The sequence below is a fragment of the Brunnivagina elsteri CCALA 953 genome (genome assembly GCF_002289455.1).
GTDB lineage: Bacteria > Cyanobacteriota > Cyanobacteriia > Cyanobacteriales > Nostocaceae > Brunnivagina > Brunnivagina elsteri.
Map to the genome: position 1 here is coordinate 1 of NZ_NTFS01000098.1, position 17,525 is coordinate 17,525.

15 protein-coding genes are annotated in these 17,525 nt (G+C 38.1%); 9 read left to right on the forward strand and 6 right to left on the reverse strand.

The genetic code is table 11. The features are described 5' to 3' along the window. The coding region (locus tag CK510_RS11030) for a Piwi domain-containing protein (RefSeq protein WP_143289273.1) at positions 1-956 on the forward strand (956 nt) is incomplete at its 5' end. A gap of 288 nt (positions 957-1,244) precedes the next feature. Then, entirely contained in the window at positions 1,245-1,724 is a 480-nt protein-coding gene (locus CK510_RS11035; RefSeq protein ID WP_095721755.1) for a gamma-glutamylcyclotransferase family protein, read from the forward strand. Positions 1,725-1,764: 40 nt separating this feature from the next. Here the strand turns inward: CK510_RS11035 and CK510_RS11040 are convergent, their stop codons facing one another. The 3 genes from CK510_RS11040 to CK510_RS32340 form a co-directional block, all read right to left on the reverse strand. Beyond that, the gene (locus CK510_RS11040) at positions 1,765-2,388 is read right to left on the reverse strand and encodes an anti-sigma factor (RefSeq protein WP_211293161.1); all 624 of its coding nucleotides are present in this window, start codon (positions 2,386-2,388) and stop codon (positions 1,765-1,767) included. Positions 2,389-2,583: 195 nt separating this feature from the next. Further along, positions 2,584-3,243 (reverse strand): RNA polymerase sigma factor SigG, encoded by a 660-nt coding sequence (gene sigG, locus CK510_RS11045; protein ID WP_095721756.1) that lies wholly within the window; start codon positions 3,241-3,243, stop codon positions 2,584-2,586. Positions 3,244-3,545: 302 nt separating this feature from the next. Next, positions 3,546-3,707 (reverse strand): QAALIT motif small membrane protein, encoded by a 162-nt coding sequence (locus CK510_RS32340; RefSeq protein ID WP_169927014.1) that lies wholly within the window; start codon positions 3,705-3,707, stop codon positions 3,546-3,548. Between the two features lie 377 nt (positions 3,708-4,084). On the opposite strand from CK510_RS32340, the gene CK510_RS11050 reads away from it, so the two are divergent. The 4 genes from CK510_RS11050 to CK510_RS11065 all read left to right on the forward strand — a co-directional run bounded on the left by CK510_RS11050 (position 4,085) and on the right by CK510_RS11065 (position 9,517). Beyond that, positions 4,085-4,822, forward strand: coding sequence for a L,D-transpeptidase (locus CK510_RS11050; RefSeq protein ID WP_095721757.1), 738 nt, complete (start codon positions 4,085-4,087; stop codon positions 4,820-4,822). 117 nt (positions 4,823-4,939) lie between these two features. After that, entirely contained in the window at positions 4,940-5,656 is a 717-nt protein-coding gene (locus CK510_RS11055) for a cyanoexosortase B system-associated protein (protein ID WP_095721758.1), read from the forward strand. 242 nt (positions 5,657-5,898) lie between these two features. After that, positions 5,899-7,287 carry a polysaccharide biosynthesis/export family protein gene (locus CK510_RS11060; RefSeq protein WP_211293162.1) on the forward strand — a complete coding sequence of 463 codons (1,389 nt, stop codon included), beginning with the start codon at positions 5,899-5,901 and terminating at the stop codon, positions 7,285-7,287. Positions 7,288-7,360: 73 nt separating this feature from the next. After that, the gene (locus tag CK510_RS11065) at positions 7,361-9,517 is read left to right on the forward strand and encodes a GumC family protein (protein WP_095721759.1); all 2,157 of its coding nucleotides are present in this window, start codon (positions 7,361-7,363) and stop codon (positions 9,515-9,517) included. Positions 9,518-9,675: 158 nt separating this feature from the next. Here CK510_RS11065 and CK510_RS11070 read toward each other — a convergent pair whose 3' ends face one another. The 3 genes from CK510_RS11070 to CK510_RS11080 form a co-directional block, all read right to left on the reverse strand. Continuing rightward, positions 9,676-10,347 carry a rhomboid family intramembrane serine protease gene (locus tag CK510_RS11070; protein WP_095721760.1) on the reverse strand — a complete coding sequence of 224 codons (672 nt, stop codon included), beginning with the start codon at positions 10,345-10,347 and terminating at the stop codon, positions 9,676-9,678. A 246-nt stretch (positions 10,348-10,593) separates the two neighbouring features. Next, positions 10,594-11,313: a rhomboid family intramembrane serine protease gene (locus CK510_RS11075; RefSeq protein WP_095721761.1), complete on the reverse strand. Its 720-nt coding sequence runs from the start codon at positions 11,311-11,313 to the stop codon at positions 10,594-10,596. 320 nt (positions 11,314-11,633) lie between these two features. Next, positions 11,634-13,034, reverse strand: coding sequence for an MATE family efflux transporter (locus tag CK510_RS11080; RefSeq protein ID WP_095721762.1), 1,401 nt, complete (start codon positions 13,032-13,034; stop codon positions 11,634-11,636). 343 nt (positions 13,035-13,377) lie between these two features. Between CK510_RS11080 and CK510_RS11085 the strand changes: the two genes are divergently transcribed. From CK510_RS11085 to CK510_RS11095, 3 genes are all read left to right on the forward strand, one after another. After that, positions 13,378-14,724 (forward strand): D-alanyl-D-alanine carboxypeptidase, encoded by a 1,347-nt coding sequence (locus tag CK510_RS11085; RefSeq protein WP_095721763.1) that lies wholly within the window; start codon positions 13,378-13,380, stop codon positions 14,722-14,724. A 324-nt stretch (positions 14,725-15,048) separates the two neighbouring features. Continuing rightward, positions 15,049-15,624 carry a L,D-transpeptidase family protein gene (locus CK510_RS11090; protein WP_245912048.1) on the forward strand — a complete coding sequence of 192 codons (576 nt, stop codon included), beginning with the start codon at positions 15,049-15,051 and terminating at the stop codon, positions 15,622-15,624. Between the two features lie 156 nt (positions 15,625-15,780). Further along, positions 15,781-17,352 (forward strand): serine/threonine protein kinase, encoded by a 1,572-nt coding sequence (locus tag CK510_RS11095; RefSeq protein WP_095721765.1) that lies wholly within the window; start codon positions 15,781-15,783, stop codon positions 17,350-17,352. Positions 17,353-17,525: the final 173 nt, after the last annotated feature.

A 17,525-nucleotide genomic window follows, 5' to 3' on the forward strand; every position in this document is an offset into this window, starting at 1 on the left:
ATGTCATTATATTTAATTATCATGATTTTAATGAAGAATTATTTAAAACCATTTTAGAACAAGAAAAAGAAAAATGTAGCTATATAGTTCATTTAATTAACTCCAAGGATACACAAATAGAAGAGGTTAATGCAAAAATAATAGAAGCACTAAAAGCACATCTTCAAATTTTAAAATTTGAAATTATTAATACTTTTCAGGAAAATACTCTTGCCAATTGTCTCTTAAAATTAGGACTATATAATAAAGCTATACCTTGGAAAATAGATTGCATTGACAGCCACGATAAAAGTCATATATTTATAGGGATTGACTTAGGTCATAATCATCAACATGGTTCTACTAACTTAACTTTAACTGCTATAGATAATCATGGTTGTTTATTAACTAAACCTTATCAGAGAAAGAATTTACCACTTAATGAAACAATTCCTTACAGTGAATTAATTAAAGGGTTTCAAAATATATTAAATAAATCATTAAATAATGATATATGTATTACTGTCCATAGAGATGGTGTATATCAAGAAAATATAGATGATTATCATCTAGTCATGAGAGAACTAGGGATAAAAAAATATAATTTAGTTGAAGTTACAAAGAGTGGTGTTCCCTTAATAGGTTTTTATTCGATAAGTCAAGGTAAAACTAACTATTTAGACGGTTTTTCGGGATACTATATTTTTATTAAAGACACAAATCAATCTCCTCAACCCAACGACATATCATATTTAATTACTAATGACCAATCTTTAAAAACGAAAACTGCTCCTAGCCCTCTCAAGATAAAAAAGGTTTATGGAGACAAGGATATTACAAGAATAACTGAAGAAATTTATTGGTTAACAAAAGCCTATTCTGCCAACCTTTTTGAGCCAACAAAGTTACCAATTACAACTCATTTAGCAAATAATTTTTCATATACTAAAAATTTAATTCATTTCACAACTGAATAGATTTTAAATTTCGTTGTCAAATTATTTCAGTACGATCGCAATCTCCCGTAGGTTGGGTGAAACCCAACACATGATATGAGAAAAACAGAAATTATTTAAACAACCAAATACAAAACTCACCACTTAAAACTAACTCTTCAAATATTAAATAAAATGTTGGGTTACGGTGAAGATATATATTTCTCAATTCGCTACAAATATCTCTCATGCACCTCCACCCAACCTACAATAAAATAATTCTGGATTGCTGCCAAAATATAGTGGTTATGAATTGAGGATTAATTATTTGTGGTCAAAGTCTTTGTCTACGGCACGCTCAAACCTGGTGAGGCAAATTACCCTAAATATTGCAATGGCAAGGTTCTAAATGCCAAACCAGCTTATGCATTGGGTCAATTATTCGCATTACCCCAGGAATATCCAGCTATGATAAAAGGAGACAACCAAGTTTATGGCTATCTCCTTACATTCGCTCACACAGAGGCTTTAAATGAACTTGACGAGTTGGAAGATTATCATCCTTCAAGGCACAATTCAGAAAACCTCTATAATCGGGAGCAGATCGAAATTTTTACATTAGAAAGTAAAATAGAAGTTCCATCACTCAACCAAGAATCTAGCAATCAAGTACTCTCAGGGAAAGTAAACTTGAGTATTGCATGGGTTTACCTAATGTCAGAAAACCAGGTTTACCGATTCAAAGGAATTCCAAAAAATAATGGTTGGTGGAGTGGAAATAATATTAGTATTGAGCAATTTTTTAGTTGAATTAATTAAGCTACCTTAATTAATTCAATCAAATACTCAATTAATTAAGATTGTTGTTGGGTTCTGATGTTCCCCGTTTGTTTTGGTTGCTTGGCTCCAGTTTTTCCGTTTTAGGAATTGGAATTACTGGATTGTTAATTGCAACCATTAAAGGTGAACTAACTACGTTTGCTTGAGCAGGGTTTTGTTTAATTTGTTCGTTAGCTGGTTGAGTTGGTTGTTGTGCAAATTGCACAGTACCGCTTTCACCATTAAACAAACCTGAAACTGCACCGAGAACACAAGCTGCGATCGCAGTTCCACCAAACAAAGCAACTAATCTTAAACGCCGACGTTGTAACCGTTCTAAAACTTTCTCTACAGTTTTTTCCAGAGGCTGTTCTGGTTGCGGAATCGGGAGAGTCCGCAATCCTTGCCTTAGTTTCAGCAATCTGTTGTACAATTTTTGAACCGATGGGTCTGCCACCAGTAATTGTTCAACCTGTTTGCGTTCACTTGCTGTTACCTCACCATCGAGGTAAGCACTTAATAACTCGAAGCGATCGCGCTTCACCATATCCATAGCACCCGTAAAATCATTGGTATGCTCTACAACACTTCTGTCGAGCCTTTTTTCGGAAGGCTGCGATTTAGAACGGTCGTTAAATTCCGAATTAGTATTCATCTTAACACTATTACCAATTCATGTACGGGTAAACAGAACGGACAAAGGTGAGAAATTGCGGTTATTTTTTTTGGCAGAAGCACTCGATTAAGTTTTGTATTTTTATAGCTGAATATAACTGAATTTTAAAATTCAATTATTAATTCAATTGCATTTTAATCTAACTTATGCATCAAGCATTAGAACTGACGCAAGCTATGAATCGAGGTAGCTTTGCAATTGAGATTGCAACCTGGTTCTAGCACGGGCGATACGGGATTTAACTGTACCTAAAGATACGCCTGTAATTTCGGCGATTTCCTCGTATGCCATGCCTTCGATTTCTCTGAGGACAATGGTAGTACGGAATACTTCGGGTAGGTCTGCGATCGCTTCGCGTAGTTGCTCGTAAAACTCGCGAGTAGTTAGTTCTTCTTCTGGTCCTGGGGTATCCCCAGCAATTTCCCAATCCATTTCGCCGTCGTCTAACGTGCGGGGGGCATCGAGGGACAAAGGACTGACAACCCGTTTACGCTTCCGTAACTCGTCGTAAAACAAGTTAGTAGCAATACGACTTAACCAGCCTCGAAATTTCGACGGCTCTTGTAACTTGCTAATATTCCGGAAAACTCGAATCCAAACTTCTTGAGCCAAGTCGGCTCGATCAGCCCAGTCAGGAGCTAAGTGATATAAAACTCTGTCAACCTGAGTCTGATAACGACGCATTAATTCTTCAAACGCAGCACAATCGGGACGAAGCCCAACTTGACAACGTAAAATTAAGTCGTGGTTTGAGAGCTTATCAGCTTGCACTTCCTTGTTTTCCGGAAGCCTGGTGTCTATTGTTGACCAGGATACAGTAATCGATTGACTCATAGATCGTACTGGCTTTTTAACATCCCTATCTATTAGACATGCTAATCAGTCATAAGTTCCTTGAGGTAGTGACGGATTTTCTACTGGAACACCGAGGTATATAAATACTGTTAAATCATGGACACTAAAATATTGCTATTAGCTGATTTCGCTTTGTTGGATAATATTTTTTCGCTAAAAAATAAATTTTAAAATACTGAGATGTCACTTATTTGAGTGCAGCAGAGGGCACAGGACAATAAGAATAGAGACACCTGGAGTGTCTCTACAATAAGTGAGAAATTGCATTTTTACCCAATTTTCTAATCCTTCCTACCAAAGTTCTTGACCAAAATTGTCGGAGATGCTGAATTCGGCTGTTTTTGAACGGTTATTTGCGAATTGTTTCTGCTGGGTTCGCGAATGTGCAAACACAGATTAAGGGAAAATGTAATTGCGATCGCAAGAATTAATTTTTCAAACATAATTTTACCTCACCCACACCATCAATAAAGATTGTTTTCTACAGCAATTGTGTTCCTGGGGATAACAATTTCGATCGGAAGCTTTACAGATGGGACAAAAAGTTTAGCTGCCTTAAGCCTAGTGTGCCCATTAGCATTAGAATATTCATAAGGAAATAGAGAAAACTTGATGAATTTTTGATGATGAGGTAAAAAGCAATAAGGTTAACGCCTTGCTAACCTACTTTGTGGCGATAAGAATAAAGCGACAGCGTATAATTGGGTCAAAAAATAAAAAAAGCCTTAGTGAGGAAATATCTTGGTGTATTTAACATCAGCCTTGATATAGGCACATGACCTAAGATATCTATTATGGGTATGTTGAACCTGGAGGGGCGATGGCAATGGCGAGAAATGAATCTCTAGCGCGTATAGTTATGTTACTCTGCTTTGGTACAGCCTTATTGACCATAGCTGTACGTTTGTATGCTTCTAGTTCCACTAGCTCAATCGAACCAGTATCATCATCCAAAAAAGCTGGGTATTCCAAAGCTGAAGGTTCAAACACTAAAAAATTTCAATCCCAAGATGTAAAAGCTCAAAATCCAACAAAAAACGACGCTTCAATTACAGATAAACTTGCCAAATTCTTGCAATTGGATCGAGCAAGTACTAATGGAAACGATACAGCCAGGGCTTCATCCCCACAACAGTCATCTTTAAATTCTAAAACCAGCAATATATCAAAAGAGTCGCGATTATTGGTAGATTTGAGCGATCGCCGTGTATATGTTTACCGAATGGGTGAAGTAATTGCAAGTTACCCAACAGGAATTGGTAAAAAAGGTTGGGAAACACCTACAGGTTCGTTTCAAGTTTTTCACATACAACACGATCCTATTTGGCGACATCCCATTACAGGAAAAGTTTTCCCCCCAGGGGAAGATAGTCCATTAGGCGATCGCTGGATTGGTTTTATGTCCGGTCAAGATGGTGAAATTGGTTTTCACGGAACCCCTGATGATACTCTAGTTGGAAGTCCAGTATCTCATGGTTGTTTGCGAATGCGTAATCCTGATGTACGAATGTTGTACAAGCAAATCAAAATCGGGACATCTGTAGAAGTCAGACATTAGATTTATATTTAAATTTAGATTTATTATTGTCCCACGTTCGTTTTTCAGCGCTCTCACTGAACTCAGAACAGCAATCAGAAGCTATAATTTATACTTAAATAATCTAAATATTTATCGATGATTTCCTTATCTAAGCTTGCAAAGGAATACCAGTATCCACAACTGATTGCACTATTATTACTAATACTACTGCTATTTATTGGAACTGTACCGGGATATCTAACAGGGAAATGGCAATGGAAGCAACCCCCACCAATTCCGACTCTCAAAGAATTAAAACAAATACGTAAAGTTGGTTTGACTCTACCGGGATGGCAAACAGTCGAACAACAAGAGAAAACTGTAGGCGATCGCAAATGGTCTTTGCAAACTATTCAAAAAGAAGCTTCAGATAAAAAAGTAATTTTATTGATGCTGCCACAAAATGGTCCAATGGATCAACCTCAAGTTGAATGGATGGAGGTTAAAAGTTTTTGGCAATGGGAAATAGCTCAAGAACGGGATGTGGAATTTACTGTCAAAGCATTACCAACTTCTCCAACCAAGAGTGATATCAGTGATATCAAAGTCAAAGCAACGTTTTTCCGAGGTTCCACCAAACAACAATCCTTCGCTGTTTTGCAATGGTACGCTTGGGCAAATGGTGGTGATCCATCCCAATTAAATTGGTTTTTAGCCGATCAATCAGCACAGTGGCAGAAACATCGTGCAGCTTGGGTTGCGGTGAATATTGCCATACCAATGGAGCAATTGGGACAGGTAGATAAGAGTTGGGAAGAAGCCAAATCTTTAGGGGAAACAATACAGACTCGCTTAATTTCTGGTATTTTATAACGTTCAGATAAGACAAATCGATTGAGATTTGAACCCAGTAGAGACGTTGCACTGCAACGTCTCTACATGCCCAAAATTATGATGAAAAATCCTTAACTGAACCCTATTGAAAGATGCCCTACAACAAACATTTATTCAAAGAAAGGGGACACTTTATATATTTGGAGAGTAGAATAGCCTCTCGGTACTGCCAAAGTTATAGTTTGTTCTAGAAAACCCAATGTTATACCAATATTGCACCAATGTTTATGGCTCAGATTTGGAACATGTTTGCATTCCGCGCTTTGTGTTTTGCTAGTCTTCAGGCTGGTGTATTCTTTACGACATTAGCTCAACCAGCTTTTGCTCAGAATAATAATCAGTTTCCTCAAACACCACCCGTTCAGGAAACAACAGAATCACCTCTACAACCCCCGAAACCGCCATCTAGCGTTGAATTTACACCACTAGATTTTAATAATGGGGTTTCCCCCCAGTTTAATCGGTACTATTTGGGACCAGGAGATGGAGTCAGTATATTGATTCAGCGTCCCCCTGGTCGCTTTCGTTTAGGGCAGGGAGATGCTATAAGCATTGCGGTACAGCGTTTTCCGGAATTGAGTTTTCAAGCTCAAATTAATCCCGAAGGTAATATCGTAGTCCCTTTGCTGGGGACGGTGCGATTGCAGAATCTATCGTTACAAGAAGCACAGGAAAGAATCCGTGTCGGGTACGATCGCTATGTGGTTCAACCCATAGTCGCATTATCTTTAGCCAGCCAGCGTCCCGACCAAAGTTTTCAGTCCCAGATAAGTCCGGAAGGGAATATTACTGTACCGCAGTTGGGAACAGTTTCTGTGAATGGTTTGACCTTGGAGGAAGCCCAAGAGAAAGTGCGCTTGGGATTGAGTAAAATCCTCGTGGACCCTGTTGTTAACTTATCACTTGCGGCACCTCGTCCCGTACAAATTACCATCAGTGGTGAGGTTTTTCGACCGGGAATTTATCCTGTAGGTTCGGGGACACCTCGAATTACGGATGCTTTATTGTCTGGGGGAGGTTCGACAATGATGGCTGATTTACGGCAGGTGGAGGTACGAAGAAGATTGGTTGATGGCACAGTAATATCTCAGAACCTGAATTTATATGCATCATTACAAAGTGGTGGTTCCCTACCTAATTTGCGCTTACAGGATGGTGATGCCATTGTTGTACCACGTCGAGAAGTTGGTACAGATGACGGTTACGATCGCAATTTAGTCGCTCGTTCTTCCCTAGCTGTGCCGCAAATTCGAGTCCGTGTCCTTAACTATTCGGGTGGTGGTTTAGTGACTCAAGCATTACCAAATGGTAGTAGCTTTGTCGATGCGATCGCGGGAATTAATCCAGACAATGCCAATCTTCGTGACATCGCTTTAATTAGGTTTGACCAGGAAAGAGGGAAAGCTGTGACGCAGCGACTTGATGCCAAAAAGGCACTACAAGGGGATACAACGCAAAACGTGCCACTACAAGATAATGATGTTATTGTGGTAGGTCGAAACTTACTTGGTAAGATTACTAACGTCCTGGGTACGATTACCAGACCATTTTTTGACGTACAATCGTTTATTCGTTTCTTTGAAACTTTAGGCGGTGGTACAGGTAGATAGGAACTAGGGGAAAGTAAGTAATTCCTTTCTTCCATTTTTCAGCAATTAATACTCAGAATTCACTCCGAAAAAAATGGCACCACCGATTGTTAAAAGCTATCTTATTGCATTTGAAAAATACAAGTGGATTGGATTAGCTAGCTTCGCGTTAGTTGTCGCGGGTTCAACAGTGGTGGCAATACAACCGGAACCAGCTGTTAAGTATCAAGGAGATGCAGCGCTAGCTTATACTGCTCCAGCAATTTCTTTTTCAACGATTGGCAGCGAGATTCAGCAAAAAGGGCAAACCTTAAATCAGGAGGATTTGCTTTCTGAACCAGTTGTGCGGGCAATAGTCGAGAAAACAAGACTCAAGCCAAAGCAATTGGTAGGAGCGATCGCAATTGAGTTTCCCAAAAAGTCAAAAACGGGAGAGTTAGAATCTAATATTATTGAACTTAAGTATCAAGATAACGACCAAAAGCGAGCCGCAGAAGTGTTGCAAACTTTGATGCAAGCAGCAGTTAAGCTGAGTGGCGATCGCAATACAGGTCAATTAAAATCTATTATTAGTAAAATTAGCGAAAGGCTACCCCAGGCAAAAAAAGAACTCGAAGCGGCGGAAAGGAAGCTGGAAGCATATGATAGAGTCGAACGTCCAGCAATTTTAGCGGCAGAAAATGGTAGTTTATTAACTGCTGTCACCACGAGTCAAAATCAGCAAAGGGGATTGCAACAAACCTTGATTGGGATTGATGCCCAACTTGGTAGCTTGCAGGGTAAATTAGGCTTAAATCCAACCGATGCCTATGTTTCTTCGGCATTGAGTGCAGATCCAATTTTAAACAGCCTGCGATCGCAAATTTTTCAGGTCGATTCCCAAATCGAAGTCCTCAAAAAAGACTTGCGTCCCCAACACCCAACAATGATACAATTGGCGCGGCAAAAAGAAGCTTCTGAAAAACTCTTTCGCCAGCGTGCTAATGAAGTTGTCAGTGGTGGTGGGAATACTGCACCCCTACCAGGAACTGTATCAGCACTCCGCGCCCGCAGCAACTTAGACCCCGCACGTCAAGAACTGGCAAACCAATTAGTCGCACTACAAACCCAACGCGATACCCTAATCCAACAATTTAATAACGAAATTCGCCAAGAAGCGCGACTTCGCAAAGAATATTCCCTCATCCCCAATAAACAACTAGAAAGAAGTCGTCTCGAACAGCAGATACTCCTCAAAAAATCTGTTTACGACCAAATGCAAATCAAAATCACCGATGCAAAAACCGCCGAAGCAGAAACCGTCAGCAGTTTGAGCATTGCTAGACCACCTCGCGTCATTGCCCCAGAAGTCAAACCGAAAAGTGTCCCCATAGCCTTAGGTGCAGGTGGATTCTTCGGTCTTGTCGTTGGTGGTGGTGTTATATTTCTCTTAGGCTCCCTCGAAGGTACTTTCAAAACCAAAGAGAATATTCGCGATAATTTGAAGCAAAAAGATGTCACTCTATACGGAGAGATACCTTTATTACCAGTAGATGACCTGAAAAATGGTGAATTACCAGTAATTCTTTCTCCAGACTCCGCATATTTAGAGTATTATGAAAAATTCCGCAGTAACTTGCGTCGCATTGGCGGTAATAAATTAAAAGTAATATTAATAACTAGTACGGGAAGTTTGGAAGGAAAAACCACCAGCGCATATAATTTAGGAATTGCATCAGCCCGTGCTGGCAGACGCACTTTGATTATTGAAACTGACTTGCGATCGCCTTCTTACTGTCAATCCTTAGGTGTAACGGTGGACTCCGACGCAATAAGTGAACCATTGCGTTATTACAACAGTCCGAGCGAATGTATTCGTCTCGTTCCGCAAATCGAAAATTTATACATTGTACCTAGCCCTGGTCCAGTACGAAATTCCGCAGCAATCATTGAATCAAGCGAAATTCGCCGACTTATGGAAGATGCAAGACAGCGCTTTGATTTTGTGATTTTAGATACTAGTCCCTTAGGATTATCAAATGACCCCTTATTGATTCAGCCATACAGCGATGGGATGATTTTGGTGGCACGACCCAGTTATACTCAAGAAAGTGTATTTGGCGAAGCTGTTGACCAATTATTAGAGTCAGATATGAACTTATTGGGTGCGATCGTTAATGGTGCAGATATTATTGTCGCACCACTTCAGACTGTCGAGGAGGAAGTTGAGGAAGGGGATAAAGTTTCTGCAAATGGTAAAAGTAAAAAGTAAAAGGCAAAAGGCAAAAGGCAAAAGAAATAAATAAAGCTTTAAGCAATAAAAAACAGGGCAAACAACCGTTTGCCCCTACAGTATTTTTGATTACAAACCATATTTAAGCCAACTGAAAATCGCTATTCTGACAGTAATTCCCAATTCCCAATTCCTAATTACTCATCCCTATTGAATAGCCCAAAAACTGGACCAAGAATAATACCAAATACAAATCCACCAATATGTGCCCAGTAAGCAACACCACCACTTTCAACGCTCATATTCGCTGCTGCTTGCAAACTAGCCAAACCCGACACCACATTTTGCACAACAAAAAGCCCAATTATAACTAATGCAGGGACTCGAAAAGTTGTCACAAAGAAAAACAAAAATGCTAAAGTCATAACCTTTGCGTGGGGAAAGCGGATGAGATATGCACCCAAAATTCCTGATATCGCCCCACTAGCACCCAAAGAAGGAACTGTAGAATTAAAATCAATTAAACACTGGCAAAGTGCAGCTAAAGCACCGCAACTTAAATAGAATGCTAAATATTTAAAATGTCCCATACGGTCTTCGATATTGTTACCAAAAACCCATAGATACAACATATTCGACAGCAAATGCCACCAACCACCATGCAAAAACTGCGAAGTGAATAGAGTTGTCCACTCACCAGCAAAATTATTTTTCAACTCACTAGGTATCACAGCATACATTTGGAAAAATGGCTCGATTTGCTTACCTAAACTAAGTTCGTGCAAGAAAATCAAAACATTCATCCCAATCAGCCCGTAAGTCAGGTATGGAGTGATTCGTGTGGGATTTTCATCGTATAACGGAAACACAGGTTGTTTTTCCTAATATTACTTATAGCAATATAACTTGAGAAACTCGTACTAGGAAAGAGTTAGTGGTTAAGGGATTTCCAGAAAATAAAATATTCCAACTTAGGAACTATCAATCGTATGAATAAATACAAGGATGGGGAGACTGTGGCAAGGTTGCGGATGCTCTAGCAAGGGCGGGGAGACCCCGCCCCTACAATTTTGGACAGGTTATTTATTTTTTTGGTTTTCCCTAGTCTCAATGCCCTATATCCTATACTCTTCCTCTGGCTTTTTATCGCTAAATAAACCTAATAAAGGACCAAGGATTGCCCCAAACAGGAAACCACCTGCATGTGCCCAATAAGCAATTCCACCGTTTTCCATGCCGATATTTGTCGGTGTTTCCAAACTTGCGACACCATAAAATGCTTGCTGGATAAACCAAAATCCGAGAAAGAAATAGGCAGGAACGCGGAAAGTAGGGAAAAATATGCCTAAAGGAACAACACCGAGAATTTCAGCTTGGGGAAAACGCAAGATATATGCACCCATTACACCTGCGATCGCACCACTTGCACCTAAGTTGGGAAGGTTTGAACCTTGGGCAAAATACCACTGTGTTAATGATGCGAGAATACCGCAACCTAAGTAGAAAATTACATACTTGATATGACCGAGTTTTTCTTCGACGTTATTACCAAAAATCCACAGAAACAGCATATTTCCCCCCAAGTGCAATAATCCACCATGCAGAAATTGGGCAGTAATTAATGTTGCCCATTCTGGTACTGGTTGATTGACTGTGACACCAGTGAAACTCAAGCTAAGTTCTCGTGGTACAACAGCAAACAAATGCATGAATCCGTTTAAATATTGAGGTGGGAGAGTCGATTCGTAAATAAAAGCAAGTACATTAATTGCAATTAGTCCAAAAGTTACATATGGTGTAATTGTAATCGGATTATCATCGCGAATTGGAACCACGGGTATTTTTCCTTATTTGTTCGGTAGATTTTTTGTTCTGTCAATAATTGCCAAATATCAGATTACTGGGTTTTTGAGGAAATTACTTCTAACTACGGTATAGTAAAATCTTCAAATTGCAGATATTCAAACTATTCGTCAAAATCTGGGAACTTTCAATTACATATACTAAAAATAGCTTGGAGTTTGGTTTTTAAACACAGAGGTAAGCGCAGAGTTTCGCGGAGAATTATATATTAGGTGTGGAAGATTGCCTTTCAAAGAATTTAAAGGCTACCAACTTTTGGAGAATTAGAAGATTTTCTTGTTAGTCATTCGCGTTATTTTCTCGCAAAATTAGTTGCTGCTAATTGACGAAAACGCCAAATAAATACTCCCGCAGATGTGGCAACTCCAATTGCTTGTCCGATCCATAAACCGACACCATCCAAACCAAATTTAAACGCTAATAAGTAACCGCTTCCCAATCCAAATCCCCAAAAAGCGACGAAGCTCAATAACATGGGAATACGAGTATCCTTAAGTCCTCGTAATGCTCCCGCAGCAGTTGTTTGGACTCCATCTAATATTTGTGATATCGATGCTACTACAAACATGGGAATTGCTAGAGATATTACCCGTGTATTTTCTGGGTTATGAATATCTAGATATAAGCTAATTACTTGCCGGGAAAATATGAGTAAAAATATCGCCATAATAATCATAAATCCCCCTCCGAGAATCATACTTATATAAGCAGAACGACGTAGTGCGATAAGCGAAGCGCAACGTGAGTAGACGATCGCATCATTTTGTCCTTTCCAAAATCCGACGCGAATAGTGGTTGCAAAGGATATTCCTAAGGGAACCATAAATATTATAGCTATCGATTGGAAGACGATTAAATGTGCTGCTAAGATATCGGTTCCTAACAATCCCATTAAATATGTTGTGACGCTAAATAGACCAACTTCAAATGCTAAGGAAATACCAATTGGTATCCCGATCGATACTATCTCCTGTAATATTTTTGGCTCAAATTGATATAAGTTTTGAAAAAGTTGATATTTTCTCAGTTCTGTTTGTTTCAAGATATAAATAATCAAAAAGAATAGCATTAACCATTGTGATAAAACGCTTGCTAAAGCCAATCCTGATAATCCCATCACTGGAAATCCTAATTTCCCAAATCCTAAAACGTAATTACCAGCAGCATTAAATAGGGTTCCAATAACGACAATAATAATAATAGGTCTAACTTGAGAAAGAGAAGAAATCACACTTTTGAGCATTGCAAAAGTCAATGCAGGAAAAAATCCCCACAGCATCACATCGAAATATATTTTTGCAATACTGACTACCTTGGAATTTTGTCCAAATTGCAGCATTAAGGGACTAATATAGTTAATTAAGAACATTACAGGTATTGCGATCGCAACACATAACCAAAATCCCTGTACCGTTATCTGTGAAATTTTTTTCCGATTTCCCCCACCAAAAGCTTCTGCGATCGCTGGACTAACTGCAAAAATTACCCCCGTTGCAGTTACCAATAAAGTGGTCAAGATGGTTGCTGCTAATCCCCCCGCAGCAAGGGTTTCTTGACCTAACCAACCCATCATTACGGTATCAACGAAACCCGTAGCAGCTTGGGCGATTTGGGCACTAGCGAGGGGAATTGAAAGACGTAAAATTTCTTTGATTTCTGTCTGGGTATTTGATTTGCTAGATAGTTGCACCATAAATATGCACAAATTCCGATGTGAGTATATGTTTTGACGTTACAGCATAAACCTTGAAAATTTATCTTACCGACGGATAGATATTTTTTACCTATGCTTTTGTCTATTCTGAAATTATTAAATCTGGATATTAAATCTGGACTTTTTCAATGATGTGGAGAGTCGCTTGAGGTTATATTAAAAACTGCTTGGAGTTTGGTTTTTAAACGCAGAGGAAGATAGAGGTAAGCGCAAAGTTACGCGGAGAATATATAATATCTACAGTTATTTTAACTTTCCTCCCTTGCGAAGCAACTCCTATGGAGTATCGCAGGATTTTGTAAAGTTATCCAACTCTATCATCATGCACAAACCTCTTTGTTTCACTACTGCCCTATCTTGTGTTTTACTCGGATTTGTAAGTGGATGTTCGCTAAATCCGTCATCTTTTAATTCTCCGTCTTCACAGTCAGGAAATCAAAATGCAGTCAATGCGATCGCAGCAGTCAAAAAACCAGAATTACCTTTAATTGTTCCACCAGATAATCCCGATCCAATCATAAATGCAAAAGTCTTACAATATGTTAAATCCTTAGCTCCCCACGGTTCTGCCCAACAATCCCACGGGATTTGGATTCAATCCGATGATAAACTATTGGCAAATCACCTTGGTACTACCCCGACTACTGCTGCTTCGATTAGTAAAGTTGCTACAACCCTGGCAGCACTAAAAACCTTGGGTGCAGAACATGTATTTGTGACGCAAATCGGTACAACCGGAACTATCGAAAATAGTGTGATTAAGGGTGATTTGGTCATTCAAGGTGGTGAAGATGCATTTTTTGTTTCCGAAGAAGCGATCGCACTGGGTAATACCCTGAATCAAATGGGTATTAAGAAGGTGACAGGTGATTTAATTATTACTGGTAAGTTTTACATGAACTTCAGTCGCAACCCATCTACGGTGGGTAATTTGCTGAAAATGGGATTAAATAGCCAAACCTGGAATGCAGGATTTATCAATGCACATAAATCATTACCAGCAGAAACCCCAAAACCGCAAGTAGTTATCAATGGTAAAGTAAAAAGCTTACCCATACCACCAGCTAACTTTAAATTATTAGTGCGTCACAATTCCTATCCTCTTGCCGAATTGTTGAAAAAAATGAATAATTTCAGCAATAATGCAATGGCAGAAATGCTTGCAGACTCGGTTGGAGGAGGTAAAGTAGTAGCTCAAAAAGCCGCAACAGCAGCAGAAGTAGCGCAAAATGAAATTTATCTCGTCAACGGTTCGGGATTGACATACGAAAACAAAATATCTCCCCGTGCTGCGATCGCAATGTTTCGGGCAATTGAAAAACACCTCCAGCAGCAAAATATGACTGTTGCAGATGTGTTTACAGTAATTGGAGAGGATGAAGGAGTTCTTAAACCCCGTGGGATTCCCAAACTTGCTGTCGTCAAGTCGGGTAGTTTGGATAATACTAGCGCATTAATTGGGGCATTTCCAACGCAAAATCGGGGTACAGTTTGGTTTGCAATTATGAATTTTAGCGGTGATTTAGTCCAATTCCGCAAACAGCAAGATACATTTCTTACCAGTTTAGTCAATGAATGGGGAGTGGTAACTACATCACCACCAGAATTAGCTCCAAATCCAGCACGGAAGGATAAGATATCGAAAAGTGAAATAATTAGCACACAGTAAATCAGATGTAGGGGTGGGGTTTCCCCATCCTTTTGCTAATATTCTATTTTTTTCAAGCTTTTGTATACAACAATTTATTAATTTGGAAGTCTAAAATTTGAAGTCTAAAATTTATAATCAAATTCAACATATAGGTAATATCAGCATCTATGAAAACAGATTCGGAATAGCTAAACTAGAAATATTGTTCCCTATCCAAGTATGCGTTACTATCGTTTTCTTCGTAAAAACTCCTACGTTAATTTTCTAATCCGCATAATTGTAGTATTATCAGCTATACCTCTTTTGTATGTATTACTTTCGCATTTTGGTTATGTAATTCCATTGACAGAGATTCCAGCAGTTTTGTGCATTGGTGGTTGTCGAACGCAGTCAGCATTTCATATTCCTCTTCAGGAAAGTCAATTTTTAAATGATAATCAAGTGTTAAATAAATTAATTAACGAACCGATTGATAAAAGTAAAACTTCGATATTAATTGAAAAGTCACAGCATCGATTAACACTTTATTATAAGAAAAAGCCAATAAAATCTTATACTGTGGTGTTTGGTAAAAATTCTCAAGGAGATAAATTCTATGAAGGTGATTATCGTACTCCAGAAGGAATATTACGGATTAAAGATTTATATCCACATCCAAAATGGTCAAAATTTATGTGGTTAGATTATCCAAATACAGCATCTTGGAAGAAACATTTGCAAGAAAAAACACAAGGTTATATTAACTTTTTTCTACCTATTGGTGGTGAAGTTGGGATTCATGGAGTTCCCCAAGGAAGTGATGAAATTATAGATAAACGTGAGAATTGGACTTGGGGTTGTCCATCGTTAAAAAATAAAGATGTTGATGAAATATATGAAGTTGTACAGAAAAGAACATTAGTGGAAATTTTGCCGTAAATCACCATTTGTATTGTGAATAATTGCTGAAATAAGCAATCACCAATAAATGTCAATCGTTGAATCTGCTGAGTTAAAATTTTCTCAGCATTTATCTGCGATTAATTACTTTTTTTTGATATCAAAAAATAACCAATAACAATTAACTAATAATATATGATTTTATGCATTAATCCTAATTGTAATAAACCAGAAAATAGATCAGAAAATCGTTTCTGTGCAAATTGCGGTTCAGAATTACTATTAGCTGGAAGATATCAAGTTATTACAAAAAATCAAAGTGATAATTCAGATTGCGAATACGAAGTTAAGGAAGTCGGGAATGAGACTATAAAATACTTGCAAACTTTGATATCTAATAATTCTCAAGAAGTTGAGTACTTTCATAAAACAGCCGAAGTTTTAAAGCAATTAAATCATCCTGGTTTACCCAAAGTAGAGATTGATGGTTGCTTTGTTTATTTCCCTCGTGATAAAACAGTACCTTTGCATTGTTTAATTATGGAAAAGTTTGATGGATTAAGTCTGGATAAATACTTATCTAGTAAGTCTTTATTAAATGAATTGTCCAAACAACAAGAAAACTATTCTATAGATGAAAAATTAGCAGTTAATTGGTTACAGCAAGTTATAGAAATACTGCAACAAATCCACAATCATAATTTATTGCATTTACAGATTCAGCCAGCAAATATTTTACTCAAACAAAACGGAAATTTAGCACTTATAGGTTTTGCTAAACCAAGAATAAATAAAAAAATCCCATTTATTGCTGCTTACATTCCACCTGAACAAATTAATAATAACACTGTACCACAATCTGATTTTTTCGCTTTAGGACGTACCTTTGCCTTTCTGCTGACAGGTAAATCTCCCATATCTCATCTCGAACTGTACGAACCAAGTTTAGAAAATGATATGCCCAATCATAATCAGAATCAGGACAACTGGCATAATTACGCATCAAAAATATCGTCAACAATTACTAACTTGCTCGATAAAATGATGTCAGATGCACCAATAAACCGTCCTCAAAATGCACAGGAAATTTTACAAATATTAGCGGGACTTAATCCAATTGCTACTCCTTTAAACGTTTCCCAAATTACTCAAAACCCATCGATTCCTGTAACCCAAAAAAGTAATTTTGCATGGTACTTTTTGTTTAATTGGATAATTGCGATCGCATCAGGTGGAACTATTGGGGGTTTTGTTGGTTTTGTTGCTGGTTTTATAGCCGAATTCCTCCTTGGTGCAGCATTTAAAAATACGACTATTGGTTTTATATTTGGTGGAGCAATATTTGGTTTAATTACCGGAATTGGAATTGGGTTAATGCAAAGTTTATTACTGCGACAAAATGGTTTTAAATTACGTTGGTGGTTTTTAGTGACGATTTTGGGATTTACAATTGAAGGAATCGTGGGTGTTTTAACCGGAAATTATGGGACACAAAATGGATTATTTTTTATCCCAGGTTTAGCAGTGGGAATGTGCCAATGGTGGGTATTACAGCGACATGTACAACCTGCTTTTTGGTGGATATTGGCAAGTGTTGGTGGTGGTGGTGTTGGAGTTGTAATTAATAAAGCTGTGAATTATTATTTAGGTAATGCTTATAGTATTTTTGGTATCATATTAAGCTTATTTGGTTTTGCAGTCGTTACAGGTTTCGTTTTACAGCTTTTATTGATGCGATCGCATCTAAGCACTTCAGATAAAGCGTAAAAAATAGCACTACAATATTTTACTGCTTAAGTAATTTCGTATAAATTACGCTAGAATCAGTTTTGAAACTTAAACATAATCATTACCGATTGCACTTAAGTAGCCGGACAGAATTAATTACAAAAATGAGTACAAAGCATGTCAGGATAAAAGAGGTGCATTTTTCATAACTA